The sequence below is a fragment of the Phytohabitans aurantiacus genome (assembly GCF_027923225.1).
GTDB lineage: Bacteria > Actinomycetota > Actinomycetes > Mycobacteriales > Micromonosporaceae > Phytohabitans > Phytohabitans aurantiacus.
Genome location: NZ_BSDI01000032.1, coordinates 168,264 through 186,427, shown reverse-complemented (window position 1 = coordinate 186,427; position 18,164 = coordinate 168,264). Strand labels below are relative to the sequence as shown.

General features: G+C 67.3%; 12 protein-coding genes and 1 pseudogene. 4 read left to right on the top strand and 9 right to left on the bottom strand.

The features are described from left to right. The first annotated feature begins 70 nt into the window (after positions 1-70). Positions 71-3,508 carry an alpha-L-arabinofuranosidase C-terminal domain-containing protein gene (locus tag QMG73_RS28675; protein WP_281900763.1) on the top strand — a complete coding sequence of 1,146 codons (3,438 nt, stop codon included), beginning with the start codon at positions 71-73 and terminating at the stop codon, positions 3,506-3,508. 980 nt (positions 3,509-4,488) lie between these two features. On the opposite strand, the gene QMG73_RS28670 is transcribed toward QMG73_RS28675, so the two are convergent. The 4 genes from QMG73_RS28670 to QMG73_RS28655 all read right to left on the bottom strand — a co-directional run bounded on the left by QMG73_RS28670 (position 4,489) and on the right by QMG73_RS28655 (position 8,251). Next, positions 4,489-5,454: a sporulation protein gene (locus QMG73_RS28670; protein WP_281900761.1), complete on the bottom strand. Its 966-nt coding sequence runs from the start codon at positions 5,452-5,454 to the stop codon at positions 4,489-4,491. A gap of 10 nt (positions 5,455-5,464) precedes the next feature. Continuing rightward, positions 5,465-6,514 carry a hemolysin family protein gene (locus tag QMG73_RS28665; protein WP_281900759.1) on the bottom strand — a complete coding sequence of 350 codons (1,050 nt, stop codon included), beginning with the start codon at positions 6,512-6,514 and terminating at the stop codon, positions 5,465-5,467. Continuing rightward, positions 6,511-7,818 (bottom strand): hemolysin family protein, encoded by a 1,308-nt coding sequence (locus QMG73_RS28660; RefSeq protein WP_281900757.1) that lies wholly within the window; start codon positions 7,816-7,818, stop codon positions 6,511-6,513. The genes QMG73_RS28665 and QMG73_RS28660 overlap by 4 nt, the downstream gene beginning before the upstream one ends. Positions 7,819-7,960: 142 nt before the next feature. Then, on the bottom strand, positions 7,961-8,251 hold the full coding sequence (locus tag QMG73_RS28655) for a hypothetical protein (RefSeq protein ID WP_281900756.1): 291 nt from the start codon (positions 8,249-8,251) through the stop codon (positions 7,961-7,963). 167 nt (positions 8,252-8,418) lie between these two features. Between QMG73_RS28655 and QMG73_RS28650 the strand changes: the two are divergent. Beyond that, positions 8,419-12,891: pseudogene (locus QMG73_RS28650) on the top strand (ATP-dependent helicase); the annotation flags it as partial. A 40-nt stretch (positions 12,892-12,931) separates the two neighbouring features. On the opposite strand, the gene QMG73_RS28645 reads toward QMG73_RS28650, so the two are convergent. The 5 genes from QMG73_RS28645 to QMG73_RS28625 form a co-directional block, all read right to left on the bottom strand. Next, the gene (locus QMG73_RS28645; protein WP_281900753.1) at positions 12,932-13,351 is read right to left on the bottom strand and encodes a hypothetical protein; all 420 of its coding nucleotides are present in this window, start codon (positions 13,349-13,351) and stop codon (positions 12,932-12,934) included. Positions 13,352-13,389: 38 nt separating this feature from the next. Continuing rightward, entirely contained in the window at positions 13,390-13,683 is a 294-nt protein-coding gene (locus tag QMG73_RS28640; protein WP_281900751.1) for a DUF6881 domain-containing protein, read from the bottom strand. Positions 13,684-14,874: 1,191 nt separating this feature from the next. Further along, a complete protein-coding gene (locus QMG73_RS28635) occupies positions 14,875-15,312 on the bottom strand; it encodes a hypothetical protein (protein ID WP_281900749.1) in 438 nt (145 codons plus the stop codon). 62 nt (positions 15,313-15,374) lie between these two features. Then, positions 15,375-15,908: a hypothetical protein gene (locus QMG73_RS28630; protein WP_281900748.1), complete on the bottom strand. Its 534-nt coding sequence runs from the start codon at positions 15,906-15,908 to the stop codon at positions 15,375-15,377. A gap of 55 nt (positions 15,909-15,963) precedes the next feature. Next, positions 15,964-16,584, bottom strand: a complete 621-nt coding sequence (locus QMG73_RS28625) for a hypothetical protein (protein ID WP_281900746.1) — start codon at positions 16,582-16,584, stop codon at positions 15,964-15,966. Between the two features lie 372 nt (positions 16,585-16,956). Here QMG73_RS28625 and QMG73_RS28620 point away from each other — a divergent pair, with 372 nt between their 5' ends. Together QMG73_RS28620 and QMG73_RS46485 are read left to right on the top strand one after the other, a co-directional pair. After that, positions 16,957-17,484, top strand: a complete 528-nt coding sequence (locus QMG73_RS28620) for a hypothetical protein (RefSeq protein WP_281900744.1) — start codon at positions 16,957-16,959, stop codon at positions 17,482-17,484. A 241-nt stretch (positions 17,485-17,725) separates the two neighbouring features. Continuing rightward, positions 17,726-18,076 carry a DUF2326 domain-containing protein gene (locus tag QMG73_RS46485; RefSeq protein WP_407676875.1) on the top strand — a complete coding sequence of 117 codons (351 nt, stop codon included), beginning with the start codon at positions 17,726-17,728 and terminating at the stop codon, positions 18,074-18,076. The last annotated feature ends 88 nt before the right edge of the window (positions 18,077-18,164 follow it).

Genomic DNA, 18,164 nt, shown 5'->3' with positions numbered 1-18,164 from the left:
CTACCCCCACCGGTCTCGTGCCTGCCGTACCGCGACTCGGCAGGCGCGAGACCGGCCGAAAGGACGCGTCGTGACCAAAAAACTCGCCGCTTTGTTAGCGTTCACACTCGTCATCGCCGCACCCGTCCCGGCGTACGCGGCCGACCCCGAACTCCCGCCAGGCGCCACTGTGGACAATTTCGACGGCACGTCCCTCGGCCCCGACTGGGAGGTACTCAACAACGATCCGACCCGCTGGTCGCTGACCGAGCGCCCCGGGTACCTGCGCGTCAACAGCCTCCGGGGCGACACGTACCAGTCCGACAACAGCGCCCGCAATCTGTTCTTCCAGGACGTGCCGGCCGGTGACTTCCAGATCGTGGCGTCCTTCGAGGCGCCCGTCTCGCTCGACTTCCAGGGCGCTGGCATCCTCGCCTGGCAGGACGCCGACAACTACCTGCGCGCGGGCCTCACCAACGTCAGCTTCGGGGGCGGCCCGGTCATCGAAAACGCGCTGGAAGTGAACGCGGCGTTCTCCTCGACCTTCACCGCGCGGCCCGGCTCGACCGGCGAGACCCTCAAGGTGGCCCGGGTCGGCGACGTCTTCACCACGTCCTATTGGGACGGTGCCGCATGGGTGCAGGCCGCTCAGGTCACCTCCGCGATCGACGTGAAGAAGGTCGGCGTGTACGCGCTGTCGGCGCAGAACGGCACCACGCTGGTCGCCGACTTCGACTACGTCGCGATCCTCGTGCCCGATGGGCAGCCCGTCGTGCCGGACACCCCGTTCGCACTGGAAACCAACGGCACCTTTTTTGACGTTGGCGCGACCGGCGCGGTGACCGCCTCCGACAAGCGCGCCACCACCCAGCTCGTCGTGCGCGCGGCCGACACCGGCGATGGCACGGTCACGCTGACTGAGGTCGCCTCCGGCGATCGCCTCGCCGTCCGCACCAACGGCCGGGTCGCGCTCGCCGACAACCCGCGCGCCGGCAGCGACCGCTTCAAGCTGGTCGACGCGGGCGGCGGCAAGGTCCGGGTGTCGGCGCCCGGCGGGTATCTGACGGTGGCCGACGGTCAACTGAAGGTCGCCGCGACCGGCAACAAGTTCGTCGTGCGGCCGTACGCGATCGGCGGCGAGCTGACCGCGGACGGCGACGCGGCAGGCAAGCCGATGAGCGACCGCCTCTACGGCATCTTCTACGAAGACATCAACTACGCGGCCGACGGCGGCCTCTACGCCGAGCTGGTGCGGAACCGGTCGTTCGAGTTCAACAGCGTCGACAACCGCAGCTTCACCGGCCTCACCGCGTGGTCCAAGGTGGAGCGTGGCGCCACCGGCACCGTGACGGTCGCCGGCACGGAATCCCTGAACGACAAGAACCTCAACAACCTCGTGCTGGAATCTAGCGGCGCCGGTGTCGGCGTCAGCAACACCGGCTACAACGCGGGTGTCGTGGTGCGTGAGGGTGCCGCCTACGACTTCTCGGTGTGGGCGCGCACCACGTCTCCCACCGGCACCCCGCTGACCGTGACGGTGGAGAGCGGCTCCACTGTGTACGGCCAGGCGCAGGTGAACGTCGCCTCCGACACCTGGACCAAGTACACCGCCCGGATCACCGCCACCGGCAGCACCAGCACCGGCCGGCTCGTCGTGATGGCGGGTTCGGCGGGCACCATCCGGCTCGACATGGTGTCGCTGTTTCCCAAGGACACGTACAAGGGTCGCAAGAACGGCATGCGCAAGGACCTCGCGCAGTCGATCGCCGCACTCAAGCCGCAGTTCCTGCGCTTCCCCGGCGGCTGCGTGACCAACGTGGGCAACTACGCGCCCTTCCCGGACCGGCGGCGCATCTACCGCTGGAAGGAGACCGTCGGGCCGGTCGAGCAGCGCCCCACCAACTTCAACTTCTGGGGCTACAACCAGACCTACGGCATCGGATACTTCGAGTACTTCCAGTTCGCCGAGGATCTCGGTGCCGAGGCGCTGCCGGTCGTCTCCGTCGGCGTCAACGGCTGCAACGAGGACCGGCCGCTGGCCGAAGACCAGCTCGGCCCGTGGGTACAGGACACATTGGACCTCATCGAGTTCGCCAACGGTGGAGTGAACACCGAGTGGGGCTCGGTGCGGGCGGCGATGGGGCATCCGCAGCCGTTCGGGCTGGAGTACATCGGGCTCGGCAACGAGGAGATCTACCCCGAGTTCTACCGGAACTACCCGCACTTCGCGCGGGCCATCGAAGCGGCGTACCCCGACATCAAAATCATCACCAACAGTGGACAGACGTCGGCTGGCGCCATCTTCGACCGCGGCTGGGAGTTCGCCCGCGAGCAGAACGCGGACATGGTCGACGAGCACTACTACAACAGCCCGGAGTGGTTCCTCGCCAACAACCGCCGCTACGACAACTACGACCGCAACGGGCCGAAGGTGTTCGTCGGCGAGTACGCCTCGCGCGGCAACACCTTCTACAACGCGCTCTCCGAGGCTTCGTTCATCACGGGGCTGGAGCGCAACTCCGACGTGGTCGAGCTGGCCTCGTACGCGCCACTACTGGCCAATGTGGACCACGTGCAGTGGTCGCCGGACCTGATCTGGTTCGACAACGACCAGCTGTACGGCTCGACGAGCTACTACGTGCAGAAGATGTTCTCCGAGAACGCGGGCGGTTCGGTGCTGCCCAGCACGTACACGCCGGGTCCGAACGGACCGCCCGCACCGGCTGACATCGCCGGCTCGGTCGGCCTCGCCACCTGGAACACGCAGGCGGTGTACGACGACGTGAAGGTGACGGCGGCAGACGGTACGACGCTGTTCGCCGACGACTTCTCGGCGGGTGCGGGTGCCTGGTCACCGCAGACCGGCACGTGGGCGGTGCAGGACGGCGCGTACGCCCAGTCGTCCGGCGCCACCGACGCGCGATCGACCGCCGGCAGCGTGGACTGGTCGAACTACACGCTGGAACTGACCGCCCGCAAGACCGGCGGTGCCGAGGGCTTCCTGGTGATGTTCGGCGTCAAGGACACCGGCAACTACTACTGGTGGAACCTTGGCGGCTGGGGCAACACGACATCCGCCCTGGAGAAGTCGACCGGCGGCGCGAAAGCGACCATCGGCACGAGCGGAAACACCATCGAGACCGGCCGCACGTACCACATCAAAATCACGGTGAACGGGCGCGCGATCACGACGTACCTCGACGGCGTGAAGGTCAACGACGCGTACGACAGCCTCGGCACCGTCGAGCCGCTCTACCAGGTGGTCACCCGCGACGACAACGGCGACGTGGTCCTGAAGGTCGTCAACGCCCGCGACACGGCAGCCCGTACCGCCGTCCGCCTCGACGGCGCGTCGGTCGGCTCGACGGCCAAGGTCACGTCGTACACGGCGTCGTCCCCGTCCGACATGAACACCCTGCACGAGCCCACAAAGGCCGTACCGGTCACGTTCCGCCAGGGCGGCCTGGGCCCGTCGTTCGAATACGACTTCCCCGCCCAGTCCGTGACCTTCATCCGCCTCTCCCCGTAACCCGGACATCGGGCCGCTACGCGCCCCGCGCCCGCCTCGCCGCCGATCAAGGGCGAATGCACGTGGTTGGATCTCTAAACCGCGTGCATTCGCCCTTGATCCATGCAGAGGCCCTTGATCGGCGGGCGCCGCGCCTGCGGCGCGCGGCCCGCCTTGCGCGGCGCGCGGCACGCGATGCGCGATGCGCGATGCGCGATGCGCGATGCGGCGCCTGCAGCCGCAGCCTGCGGTGCGCCTTGCGCGATACGCGACGCGGCGCGGCGCCTGCGGTGCGCCTTGCGGGATGCGTGATGCGGCGCAGCGCCCGCGGTGCGCCTTGCGGGATGCGGCGCGGCATGCGCGATGCGGCGCGGCGCCTGCGGTGCGCCTTGCGGGATGCGCGATGCGGCGCGGCGCGGCGTCTGCAGCCTGCGCCTTGCGCGGCGTCTGCAGCCTGCGCCTTGCGCGGCGTCTGCAGCCTGCGCCTTGCGCGGCGCCCGGCGCGGGCGATGCGGCCATCGCCTCTATCGGACCGCCAGCGCCACCCTCGCTGCCACGCCGGCCCGGCCTGGACCGTGAATCGCGGAGGGTGAGGCTGCGGGAGCAACGGTCTGTGCCGCGACGGACATCGCGGCAGCCCGAAACTCGATCCTGATCCTGAGGTTGATCTACAGCAGGCGTCGCGCGAAGGCTCAGCGCACGGGCGGACCAGCCGGGCCGGGCCGCGGACCTGGCGGCGTTACGACAAGTTCGTGGATATTGCGCACTCAAGCCCGCTCGGAGGGCACGATTTCCCCGAAACTGCGGCATCCCACGCCGCATGCGGCCCGCCCGACGCGAAAGCGCGCGGCGGGCCGCCGCCAAGCCGCGCCGATCAAGGGCAATCGCATGGATCAAGGGCGAACGCACGCGGAAAAGAGATCCAACCACGTGCATTCGCCCTTGATCGACGGAAAAGGCGGCGCGAGCGCCGCAAGCGGCGCCCACGGCGCGCCGGCGGGTTACTCGCCGCCGAAGTCGCCGAAGTCTTCGCCGCCGCCGTCGAACATGCCTTCCATCGCCTCGCCCAGCACCATGCCGCCCAGCAGGCCCGCGCCCGCCCCGGCGATCGCACCGCCGACGCCGATGCCCCGGCCGTGGCCCTTGCTGCCGTGCCCGCCGCCGTGGAAGCCGTGCGACGCGCGGAAGCTGGAGTAGCGTTCGGTCGCCTGCCGCACCCAGCCGTCGACCACGGCGGCCCAGTCGGTCTGGTCCACCGTCGCGTGCTCGACCCGGAACCGCCCGAACGCGTCGTGCCCGCCCGTGAAGAAGCCGCCCCGCTTGTCGAACTCCAACACCACGTCGACGCCGTGCTGGTCAGCCACGAAGGTCAGCTCGACCTCGTTGATGCTGCCCGAGTACTGCGGCGCCGGCCAGAACTCGATCTCCTGGTAGAACGGCAGCGTCTGGTTCAGCCCGCGGATCCGCCCGCGCTCCAGGTCGGCGCTCTTGAAGCGGAAACCCAGCCCGGTGAACGCGTCGAGGATGCGCTCCTGCGCCGGCAGCGGGTGCACGTGCACCGGGTCGAGGTCGCCCTTGTCGACCGCGCGGGCCACGGCCAGCTCGGTGCGCAGGCCCATGGTCATGCCGTGCAGGCGCTGGCCGTACACGTCGGTGACCGGCGTCTCCCACGGCACCGGGAACTGGAACGGGATCTCCTTGCGCTCGCCCTTCTTCAGCGCGAACCGGCCCGCCACCGCGATCCGGTGGAACTCCACCGTCGCGTCGTAGTTGGCGTCGCCGCTCTCCACCTCGACCCGCGTGACCAGGCCGAGCGCGACCTGCTCGATCTCGACGTCGTGGTCACCGCCCAGGATGTGCACCTGGCCTTCGAGGGTCAGGCCGGGCCGGGTGTTGGGGTTGGACAGCACGGTGTCGACCGATGGCCCGCCCACCCCGAAGGCGCCCAGCAGCTTCTTGAAAACCATCCGGTTGCTCCTATCGCATTCGCCGGCCCCGCGGGACGGCATCTGTTTCGTCGTCGAACTCGCCGATGACCTCTTCGAGCAGGTCTTCCAGGGCAACGAAGCCAACCGTCGCGGTGCCGTCGCCCACCAGCGCGAGCTGTGCCCGCTGTGCGCGCATCGCCGCGACCGCCTCCATCAGGTTTGCGGTGCCGGGCAGCGTGAACGGGGCCGTCATCAGGTCGGCCGCCGTCATGGGGCGGCCCTGCGTAGTGGCCTTGACGACGTCACGCACGTGCACAAGACCAACGTACGAACCGTTCGCCACCGCCAGGCGCGAGCGGCCACACGAACGGGACACCGCCTCGATCCGCTCGGCGCTGTCACCCGCCGACACCGTCACGAGCTGGTCGATCGGCGTCATCACGTCTGCCACCGTCGTGCGCTGGAGCTGGAGCATGCTCGACAGCAGCTCCTCCTGGTCGGCGGCCAGCGTGCCGTGCTCGCGCGACTGCTCCAGCAGCATCCGCAGCTCCTCCTGCCCGTGCACCTCCGACAGCCGGTCCTGCGGCTCGACCTTCACCAGCCGGAGCAGGCCGTTGGCCAGCCCGTTGAAGACCGCCAGCACCGGCCGGGTCACCCGGGTGAACGCCCGGAACGGCAACGCCAGCAGCAGAGCCGACCGCTCCGGGTCGGTGATCGCCCACGACTTGGGCGCCATCTCGCCGACGACCAGGTGCAGGAAGCCCACCAGCAACAGCGCCACGATGAACGCGATCACGTGGCTGGCCGCGTCGGGCAGGCCGATGGCGTGCAGGCCGGGGCCGAGCACCGACTCGATCGCCGGCTCGGCGAGCGCGCCAAGCCCCAGCGTGCAGAGCGTGATGCCGAGCTGCGCGCCGGCCAGCATCAGCGACAGCTCGCGACTGCCCTCCAGCGCCGCCCGGGCCGCGCGGCCACCGCTGGCGGCGGCCTGCTCCAACCGGTAACGCTTGCTGCCCACCAGCGCGAACTCGGCCGCCACGAAGAAGCCGTTGAGCGCCAGCAACACCACGGACAGCACCAGGGCCAGCGGGGTGCTCATGCGTGCACCTCCAGCCGCACCGACTCGGGCACGCGCCGGCCCACCGATTCGACCCGCACGGTGGCGGCGCCTTCCGGCAGCTCGATCTCGACCCGGTCACCGACCGCCGGCACCCGCCCAAGCTCGCGCATGACCAGGCCGGACAGCGTGTCATATTCCGGACCCGCCGGCAGCTCGATGCCCGTGACATCGGCGACCTCGTCGATCCGCCAGCGCGCCGGCACGAGCCACGCGCCGTCCGCGAGGCGCGTCGGCGACGGCTCGGGGTGGTCGTCCTCGTCGCGGATCGGACCCACGAGCTCTTCAGCCACGTCTTCCAAGGTCACCACGCCGGCGAAGCCGCCATACTCATCCACCACGCACGCGAGCTGCCGATGCCCGGCTCGCAGCCGGTCGAGCACAGCCGGCAACGGCAGCGTCTCTGGCACAAGCAGAGGGGGTACCGCCAGCGCGGTCACCGGCGTGGTCTGGCGAGCGGCGGGCGGCACTTCCATGACGTCGGCGATGCCCACCACGCCCACCACGTCGTCGATGCCGTCGTCGCCCAGCACGGGGAACCGGGAGTTTCCGGTCTCCAGCAGCTCCACCACCTTCGACACCGGCTCGCCGGCACGGATGGTGTGCACGTCGACGCGGGGCACCATCGCCTCACCGGCGGTCAGCCGGCGGAAGTCGAGACCGCGGTCGAGCAGGATCGAGGTCTGTGCGTCGAGGTGCCCCTGGGCGCGGGCGTCCGAGATGATCTGCGTGAGATCTTCGGCGGTGGCGCCGGTGGGCAGTTCCTCGACGGGCTCGACGCCGACCCGGCGCAACAGGCGCGCGGCCGCCAGGTCGAAGAGCCTGATCACCGGGCCGAACATGGTCAGGTAGATCAGCGTCGACCGGCTGAGCGCGCGGGCGAGCGGCACCGCTCGGGCGATGGCGTAGTTCTTGGGTGCCAGCTCGCCGAGCACCATCTGGATGCCGGTCGACACGAGCAGTACCAGCACGACCGAGACCGGCAGGCTGACCGACTCCGGCACGCCAGCGGTACCCAACAGGTCTGCCAGGCCGGCGCCCACGAACGGCTCGGCGACGTACCCGACGAGCAGGACCGTCACGGTGATGCCAAGCTGGGCGCCCGACAGCATGAAGGAGAGCCTGCTCGTGACCTTCAGGGCGCGCCGCGCGGCGGCGTCGCCCTGGTCGGCCAGGCGGCGCAGCGCGCCGCGGTCGACGGCGACGTAGCCGAACTCCTGCGCGACGAAATAGCCGGTAGCGGCGGTGAGCAGCAGGATGAGAAGGAGGCCGATCGCGATCAACACGACGGACTCACCGGAGAGGAGCGCCGGGCGTTACCCGGCTCGGTACTACTGCCCTCCTGGGCAGTCGACTCGGTCATGGCGAGGATTCTATCGGCGGCGCCTGTACGTTGCCTGTGAGAGCCTGACCAACCGGCTCTGCGGCTCACGCGGCCTGTATGACCAGGTCATCACGGCCGAGCGAGCGTGCGATCTCGTTGACGACGCGCAGGTCGGCGACCAGTGACCGGCGCAACATCAGATAGTGCACGGCGGCGCGCACCCGGGCCCGGTCGACCGCGCTGGCCCGCGTCGTACTGACGATCAGCTCGCGCAGGCTCACCGCCAGCCGCTCAGCGACCGTCATGTCGGCTCCCCCCGACAGTCGCATCAGCGCCAACTGGCTGTCGACCTGCCTGACCAGGACGTCTGTATCGTGCTCAAGAACATTTATCACAGGCCGTCACCCCTCCACTACAGCGCTGTGTTCCGGCGAAGCTACCCGACTCCGTCCATTACCGGCAAGCGGGTAAGTCTGCTCATCTGCCACAACCGCAACTCTGGTCACGCGGAAGCCCGTTTGTGTCGTAGGCGGTAGGCAAGATTGGACGCATGGCTGAGGTGCTGGCGCAGTTCGGGCGGGCGACGCGGGAGTGGTTCAGCGCCGCGTTCGCGGCGCCGACCGACGCGCAGGCGGGCGCCTGGCGTGCGATCGGCGCGGGTCGGCACGCCCTGGTCGTGGCGCCCACCGGGTCCGGCAAGACCCTCGCGGCGTTCCTCTGGTCGCTCGACCGCCTGGCCCGCGAGCCCGCGCCAGCCGATCCCAAGCATCGCTGCCGGGTGCTCTACGTCAGCCCGCTCAAGGCGCTGGCAGTCGACGTCGAGCGCAACCTGCGAGCCCCGCTCACCGGCATCCGGCACGCGGCCGCCCGGCTCGGCGTCCCGCAGCCCGACATCACCGTGGGCATGCGCACCGGCGACACCCCTGCCGACGAGCGCCGCAGCTTCGCCCGCACCCCGCCCGACATCCTGATCACCACACCCGAGTCGCTGTTCCTGCTGCTCACCTCGGCCGCACGCGAGTCGCTGGCCGGCGTCGAGACGGTGATCATCGACGAGGTGCACGCGGTCTCGGCCACCAAGCGCGGCGCCCACCTCGCGCTCTCGCTGGAGCGGCTCGACGCGCTGCTGCCCCGGCCGGCCCAGCGCATCGGGCTGTCCGCGACCGTGCGGCCCATCGACGAGGTGGCACGCTTCCTCGGCGGGGCGCAGCCGGTCGAGGTCGTGCAGCCGCCCGCTGCCAAGACCATCGAGGTCGAGGTCCAGGTGCCGGTCGAAGACATGACGCGGCTCGACGAGATCGAAGACCCGGGCGACGAGGGCACCCGGCGGCCGTCCATCTGGCCCGCCGTCGAGGAGCGGGTCTTCGAGCTGATCGGGCAGCACCGCTCGACGATCGTGTTCACCAACTCGCGGCGCGGCGCCGAGCGCCTCTGCGCCCGCCTCAACGAGATCGCGTCCGACCATCACGAGATCGGCAAGCTGCCGGCCGAGATCATGGCGCAGTCGGGAGCCGCCGCCGGTGCGCCGCCCGTGATCGCGCGCGCCCACCACGGCAGCGTCTCCCGCGAAGAGCGCAAACACATCGAAGAGGCGCTCAAGTCGGGCCAGCTTCCCGCCGTGGTCGCCACCTCCAGCCTGGAGCTGGGCATCGACATGGGCGCGGTCGACCTGGTCGTGCAGATCGAGGCGCCCCCGAGCGTGTCCGCTGGCCTCCAGCGCGTCGGTCGCGCCGGCCACCAGGTGGGCGCCGTCTCCCGAGGCGTGGTCTTCCCCAAGCACCGCGGCGACCTGGTCTCCTGCGCGGTCGTCGCCGAGCGCATGACCGTCGGCGCGATCGAAGAGCTGCGCTACCCGCGCAACCCGCTCGACGTGCTCGCCCAGCAGATCGTCGCGATGGTGGCGCTCGACCAGTGGCGGGTCACCGACCTCGCCGAGCTGGTGCGGCGGGCGGCGCCCTTCGCGGAGCTGCCCGACTCGGCGCTGCACGCCGTGCTCGACATGCTCTCCGGGCGCTACCCGTCGACCGCGTTCGCCGAGCTGCGCCCCCGCCTGGTCTGGGACCGCGCCGCCGACGTGCTCACCGGCCGTCCCGGCGCCCAGCGGCTGGCCGTCACCAGCGGCGGCACGATCCCCGACCGCGGTCTCTTCGGCGTCTTCCTGGCCGGTGCCGAGCGGGCGGCCCGGGTCGGCGAGCTCGACGAGGAGATGGTCTACGAGTCGCGCGTCGGCGACGTCTTCCTGCTCGGCTCGACGTCGTGGCGGATCGAAGACATCACCCCCGACCGGGTCCTCGTCTCGCCCGCGCCGGGTGCGGCGGCGCGCATGCCGTTCTGGAAGGGTGACCAGCTCGGGCGGCCGGTCGAGCTGGGCCGTGCGATCGGCGCGCGGCTGCGGGCACTGGTCAAAGAAGACGACGAGACCGCCGTGGCGGCGCTACGCGGTGCCGGGCTCGACGAGTGGGCCGCCGGCAACCTGATGGCCTACCTGCGCGAGCAGCGCGAGGCCACCCGCGCCCTGCCCGACGACCGCACGGTGGTGGTCGAGCGCTTCCGTGACGAGCTGGGCGACTGGCGCATGGCCGTCCACTGTGTCCTCGGTGCGCGCGTCAACGGCCCCTGGGCGCTGGCGATCGGGCAGCGGCTCGCAGAGCGATACGGCGTCGACGCCCAGGTGATGCCCTCCGACGACGGCATCGTGGTGCGGCTGCCCGACACGGCAGAGGAGCCGCCGGGTGCCGACCTGGTCGCGTTCGACCCCGACGAGATCACCCAGCTGGTCGAGGAGGCGGTGGGCGGGTCGGCGCTGTTCGCGTCCCGGTTCCGCGAGTGCGCGGCCAGGGCGCTGCTCCTGCCCCGCCGCGACCCCCGGCGCCGCCAGCCGCTGTGGCAGCAGCGCCAACGGGCGGCCCAGCTCCTCGACGTCGCCAGGGAATATGGTGACTTCCCCATCACGCTCGAAGCCGCCCGCGAGTGCCTGCAAGACGTGTTCGACGTGCCGGGGCTGGCGGGGCTCATGCGCGAGCTGGGCGGGCGCAAGGTGCGGCTGGTCGAGGTCGAGAGCCAGAAGCCGTCGCCGTTCGCCCGGTCGCTGCTGTTCGGATACGTGGGCGCGTTCCTGTACGAGGGTGACGCGCCGCTGGCCGAGCGCCGGGCGGCCGCCCTCGCCCTCGACTCCACGCTCCTCGGCGAGCTGCTGGGCCGCGTCGACCTGCGCGAGCTGCTCGAACCAGCAGTGGTCGACGCCACCGAGCGGCAGCTCCAGTGGCTCACCGAGGAGCGCCGCCCGCGCGACGCCGAAGACGTGGCCGAGCTGCTGCGGCTGCTCGGCGACCTGTCCGACGCCGAGCTGTCCGAGCGCGGCGCCCTTCCGGAGTGGCTGTCCACATTAGAGTCCGCCAAGCGGGCCCTGCACGTCCGCGTCGCCGGTGAGCAGCGGTGGATAGGCGTAGAAGACGCGGGACGCTACCGCGACGCGCTCGGCGTGGCACTGCCCGTGGGCGTCGCTCAGGCATACGTCGAGCCCGTCCCCGACCCGCTCGGCGACCTGGTCTCCCGATACGCCCGCACCCACGGGCCGTTCACGGCTGCCACCTGCGCGGCCCGGTTCGGGCTGGGCGTCTTCGTGGTCGAGCAGGCACTGCGCCGCCTCGGTGGCACGGGGCGGGTCGTCTCCGGGGAATTCTCGCCCGACGGGGCCGGCCTCGAGTGGTGCGACGCCGAAGTCCTACGGCTCCTGCGCCGGCGGTCGCTCGCCGCCCTGCGCCGCGAGATCGAGCCCGTGCCGCCCAGGGCGCTCGCCACGTTCCTGCCCCGCTGGCAGTCGGTCGGCACCTCCGCGCGCGGTGTCGAGGCGGTCGCCGCCGCGGTCGAGCAGTTGCAGGGCGTGGCCGTGCCAGCGTCCGCATTGGAACGGCTCGTGCTCACCGCTCGGGTCGCCGACTACTCCCCCGCGTACCTCGACGAGCTGTGCGCCAGCGGCGAGGTGCTGTGGGCGGGCGCCGGCTCGATCCCCGGCGGCGACGGCTGGGTCACCCTGGCGTACGCCGACGCGGCCCCGCTGCTCCTGCCGCCACCCGACGAGTCGCTGGCGCTGACCCCGCTGCACCAGTCCATCCTCGACACGCTGGCCGGTGGGCAGGCGCTGTTCTTCCGCGCGCTCTCCGATCGCGTGAGCTCCACCGACGACTCGACACTCGTGGCCGCGGTGTGGGATCTGGTCTGGGCCGGCTGGCTCACCAACGACACGCTCGCGCCCCTCCGCGCGGCGCTCGGCGGTGGCGGCGCCCACCGCGCCAAGCCGGCCGCCGCCCGCACCCGATACCGCCGCCCGGGCAGGGTCGCCATGCCCACCCGCACCGGCCCGCCGACCATGGCCGGACGCTGGTCCCTGCTGCCCGAGCGCGACACCGACCCCACCCACCGCGCCGCCGCACTCGCCGACACCCTGCTCGAACGGCACGGCGTCGTCACCCGAGGCGCCGTAGCCGCCGAGGGCGCACCGGGCGGCTTCGCGGCCGTCTACCCCGTGCTGGCGGCGCTGGAGGAGCGCGGCGCGGCCCGCCGTGGGTACTTCGTCGAGGGGCTGGGCGCGGCACAGTTCGCGGTGCCCGGCGCGGTCGACCGCCTGCGCGCCCTCGCCGACGACCACCGCGGCGCCGCCACCGCCCTGGTACTGGCCGCCACCGACCCGGCCAACCCGTACGGCGCCGCCCTGCCGTGGCCCGACCGCGTGCTCGCCCAGGAGGGCACCGGCCACCGCCCGGGGCGCAAGGCGGGCGCACTGGTCGCGTTGGTCGGCGGCGAGCTGGCCCTGTACGTCGAACGCGGCGGCCGCACCCTGCTGTCCTTCATGGACGATGCCGATGCGCTCGGGGCAGCGGCCAAGGCGCTGGCCGACGCTGTCCACTCTGGAGCGTTGGGGGCTCTGTCGGTCGAGCGCGCCGACGGCGAAGCCGTGCACGCGTCTCCGCTCCGCGACGCGCTGACGGCGGCCGGCTTCCGCGCCACTCCGCGCGGCCTCCGCCTCCGCTCCTAACGACATAGACGGTGACTTGACTGGCGGCAGCGGGTGCTGGTTAACCCGCATCGTCCTTGGCGATGGTCGTCGGCACACCGACCTCCGCCAGCCGGAGCGCCAGCAGCTCCAGTTCGGCCTCGGTGCCCGTCTGCCCCTGGATCAGCAGCGCCTCGACGCGAGCCGAGAGGCTGGCGAGCGGCTCGCCGGTCGCCCGCACGATTCGCATCAACGGCATGCGGGCGACCTCCAGTGGCGCCTGCACGCGCAGCCGGAAAGTGCCGCACATATCGAGCAGAGCTCGCCGCACCTCGGCCGGAGTCTCGTCCCAGCCGAACTCCTCCGACTCACCACCGCCGCACGTGCCGCAGTCGCACAACACCACCCACTGCAGCCGCCCACCGATGACGTCCTCCCACGCCCGGCACTGAACGACAGAACCGCACGTCTGGCACCGCTGCTCGATGACCGCGTCACACACCGCGCTACAGCCGACCTCTCCGCGCTCGCGCGAGCGCCTTACCCAGTCACGCGGGAACTATCTTGCGAATCCGCCCACACCCGCTCAAACTCGGTCGAAGAAATCTCTTCAACATCAAATTCTGGCAGAGCAGAAACTTCGTCGGCCGTTGGAAATGGGATTTCGGAAAGCCCTATGCTATCCGTCTGATGGTTCTCGTCGCACCACTCACTGCGCCCATCACGAAAGACCTCAACTTTGCGAGTCTCGTAACGATCCTCGTCGAGTTCGCTGTAGATGAGTACCGGCTCATCATCGAAGGCGTGGTGCCACGAGGTCTTGACGTACCTCACCTCTAAACCTTCCAGAACTTAGGATGCGGCCAGTTAGATCGAGTGGCTCGGTATTGAGGATATAGAACACGTTACGCCTGCCTTTGATCACCTTGAGCCCCGTAAGCCTTCCCGCTGCCAACGGGTTGCGCATCAAGAGCCGACCGAGCCGCGTCGCGATAGTCCCCGTGGGAACGTTGGGCGCGCTGTCGGTCGAGCGTGCCGACGGCAAAGCCGTGCACGCGTCCCGACTCCGCGACGCGTCAACCGCGGCCGGCTTCCCCGCCACCCTGCGGCTTGCGCGTCCGCTCCTAACTCGACATCGACCGTGACTTGACCGCGGCAGCGCCCCGCGTCGCGAGGCGGCGCCGCCCTTGGCGATGGCCGTCTTCTGACATCGGCCCACGAACAGAACAGACATCCATCCGTCCCCGTCAACGGCTACCTCGGTCCACTCTGAGGTCCCTCGCGCCCGCCCCTGGGGGCCGCCAACCCTCCGGGGAGGCGATATACATGGATACCAAGCGTTAGCCTCTGACTCTCAAAGCGTCACATCACGTAGTTCGCAGATCATGATCTGCGTTAATCTTCATCGGGCACGAGGGCGTAGTTAGGTATCACCTCCTGACCATGCGGAGTTAATGGCCATCCAGACTCCGGAAGTGGCGCTCGCAGGGGCCCAATACCTGTCACACAATTGGCACACCATAAGTAAGCACGGCAGCTATCACGATTCGATTCGCGAACTACAAATACCACCCTTAGATGCCCGACCCGACCGCAATTGAGGCATGTACTGTCCTCGCGCAACGATGGGTTCTCGTATAGCTCTCCGTAGAGATCCAACCACTTCTCGTAAGTCGAGGCTGTCATCTCAGTCCACTTCCGATGTTGTCCCACCAGGCACCTTCGATCTCCCACGCTTCTTACTGCCCGACAGATTGGCCTAACGATTGCCATTCCAGCTATCTGCCGCAGGTGGCTTGCTCATGAACGAGCGCGCCCTGCGCCCGAACAGATCCTTGAGCGCTGCCGCAGTGCGGGAAATTGACAGAGACTGCCCGTACAGCAGGTAGAGCTTCCAACAACGCGGTCGTGCGAGCGCCTTCTCCAGCCCAGCTCCGCGTAAAGCGCGACCAGGTCTTCACGACGGCGGCGACCCCAGTTACGCCCAACAGGTTGCTCTTCAGCTCGATATATTCGGTGCGGATATCATTCCAACCTGGATACAGCACGCACTTGAAGGTGTCCCACAATTGCCATCCATCTCAGCGCTTCAATGGGAACAGGCTCATCATGATGAACCAGATAGAGCCTCAAGCAGCACTCGCCCTCATTGAGCGAGACATCCGCCAGACTCCAGAATTCATTGTCGCTAGAGAACCAGTGAAGCCAGTCCATTTCGGTCCACCCAGACGCCCTTTCGAATGCCAACTTATCGGACACCGCCCGCCACTGCTCAAGCCAGATCTCAACCTCCCTATCCGTCTTTTCCGGCGCAAATGCAACCTGAAGCCATCGCGGGATATACGTAGAAACGATGCCCATTCTTTTGTCGTCGCGATCCCGGAGACTAGCGAAGAAGCCTTCCAGCTCACGGAGTCTGCGAATGTTGCCCAGCTCGTCAACAAACTCAACGACGGTCCTCATCCGCGCCCCTATAGCATCTAACCAGCTCACCCACTGCTGGGAACCACATACTCACTCCACCATTAGTCCTCATCAAAACCGAGTTCATCTTCGACACATAGCGCTACTGCCGCGTGCCAACGGATCAGATTTGGCCACGAATCAGCCGTCATCTCTTTCAAATATCGGCTAGCCTCGTCGGACTCAAGCTCGCTCAGAGCAAGTATCGCCTTTTGGCATAACCAATAGGCGGGAGCATCCGATTCAATGGAGCGCTTGACGATTCCAAAAATCACGCTTGCCGAATCGACTGCCATTATCTCGCCGAGAATATCGACCAGATCCTCTTGATTCAAGCCAGCGTGATTCGCCTCAAGTAGATCCATTATGACCCTGTCGAGACCGGGCGCCTGCAACTTTGCGCCCAGGTTCGCGAAACGCTCAACTCTACGCCAGTCGCCTGCTGCTGCGGCGGCGCTAATCCAGCGCTCCAGAGAGTCGACGACTTCCGGGCACCGCTCCTGGACAGCGCGAGCAACCTCGGCAGTAACCGGACGCCGAACGAGGTGAGAGTCGACCGCCTCAGCAAGCACGGCATCATGCTCTTGAAGCATCATCAATCGTCCACTCTCCTGAAACCAGCACAGCCATTGGGGAACTTTTGTCTGCGCCCTACCCCTGAAGAACTCTATTGGCGACGTTGCCGGCAACGCGTTCGTCGGCACTCCAGATCTTCATAAATGGTTGCATCGGTAACTGCAGCTCACTCCATGTACGGCAGACAAATATTCCAACGTCCTCTCCGAGGAACCAAGAGCTATGATTTCCGGTCGCCTCCGGCAACATCTCGACGTTTGCGATCTCGCCGGAAAGCAGCCTTGCGTGCACCTCAGAGAAGATACCTTTATCGAGATACAAGGCCTTTGACTCCGACCATTCGCCAGCAACGTCGAAGATTGCGTCACATTCGATGAGATAGTCCAACGACGCGAATTCTGCAATGCCTCGTTCGTCGAACCCAATCTCGACCACGCCGTCGATGTGTACCGAAGCACCTGTTGGCGCGCCTGTCGTAACTGCGTAAAGGATTTCTAGCTCGTCGCTAGGGTCGTCAGGTTCACACACCGGCGAGAAGGTTGCTTGTTCGTCGAAGTATCCGCTCTTATATGTCAGCCCTCCATACCTCTCTTGTAGCCGATCGAGAAGGCTGACAATCCCCACGCGAGAACGACCGTACACCTCTTCAATTTTCTTCGCGAGCGCATCACCAGTCAATCCCCGATCGAAGTCCACGCGATGGGCTCGTGTTGTAAGAAATCTCTGTGCCCGCTGAGACAGAGGTCCTGGGGAATTGAGAACAAATCCCTCTACGGTCATCTACTGATCCTCGGTGTTATTTCGAGCGCCGAAAGTAGGCGGCCGCAGCCCTCGCATGGAGCTATGAGGGTTCTGTGCACGCTCGCTCCAAGCCGCTTCGACTTGATAGCCATGGTGGTCACCGAAACCGGCCTCGCGCCAAGGAACATCAGCCTCGCCGCCCCCTGCACCTCACTGCAACCTCCATGCGGGTGACTGCAAGCCGTCAACGCTGACCTCAACTGCTGCGGCACGGGCCCAGGGTTGCCGGATGTCGTATGAACCGCCACGTACAACCCGGAGGGACGGATGCCGACGCTCTCACTCACCGTACCGGGTCGCTGCCGCTTGGATGTCTTCCAGCTGGGCAAGTTTTCAGGAAAGCATCAAGACTGGAAGCCGTTCGTAGCCCATATCCTAGGTATGGACTCTCGGCCGGTCGTTGATCTTTACGGCAAGCGAGAAGAGCTAAATGAGAACGCCATTCACCTCGGATCACTTGCTCGTGAATGGAGTGGCGACGACGTCGATCCCTCGGTCCTCGACGGCCTAATTTTGGTGAAACGACGCGACATCGACTCCAAGTCAAAGACCCTGGCTTCCTTCAACTTCCAAGAAGAAGACATGCGTACGACTTCGGACCTCGTAGAAAGAACAGAAGCGCAGATCGCTGCGCTTAACGAGGAGAGCTACCGTCTTTCTCGCTTGGTTCGAAGAATCGAGAGGAATCCCTTGAAGAGCAGCAGGTACTGTTCAAGCCGTCTGACGCTGAGACGCTTTTTCGTGAAGCAGGGGTGCTGTTCGGCGAACAGCTTAAGCATGACTATGTACAGTTGATCGCTTTCAATCGCGCCATCAATCAAGAGCGCCGAGCCGCACTGCGTCAGCAAGCGCTGGATGCACAGAAGCGACTAGCTGACATCCAAAACGAGTTGTCAGAATTGAATCAACGGCGCGCAGACTCGCTGGACTTCATACGGAACTCAGACTCCTTGAGTAAGTATAAGTATTGGGGCAAAATGCAATCCTGGCTATCAAGATGAACAGTCAAGGTGGCCTCGAATTTACGGCTTAATTTATTGGAAACTCCGGTATAGCAACGAGCGGAGACCGTGGAACCACCTACAGAAAGCTTCTCTGTATTGCATTTGACCTGGCAATGCTACGAACGTACATAGACGTCCCATTTCCTCGCTTCGTCTACCATGATGGCGCTCTAGAACAGCTGGAGCCGCGAAAGCGGGAAAAGCTGATCGTAGTGCTGCGACGATATGCCGACTTGGGCCTCCAACCGATCATCTCGCTTCTTGATAGCGACCTCCCGGCGCCACTGGATTCGAACTCTCTGACGCTGCATAGTCGCGATGTGGTACTTCAATTGCACGACGAAGGAGAACAAGGGCGCCTCTTCAAGATGCCGACGTGGTAGGTCGAGCGGTCACGTACGGCGTTCCTTGTCGCAGACAATACGCCTCATTGCGGCTAGCGCTATTTCAATGAGGTTATCTCAGCAAGGT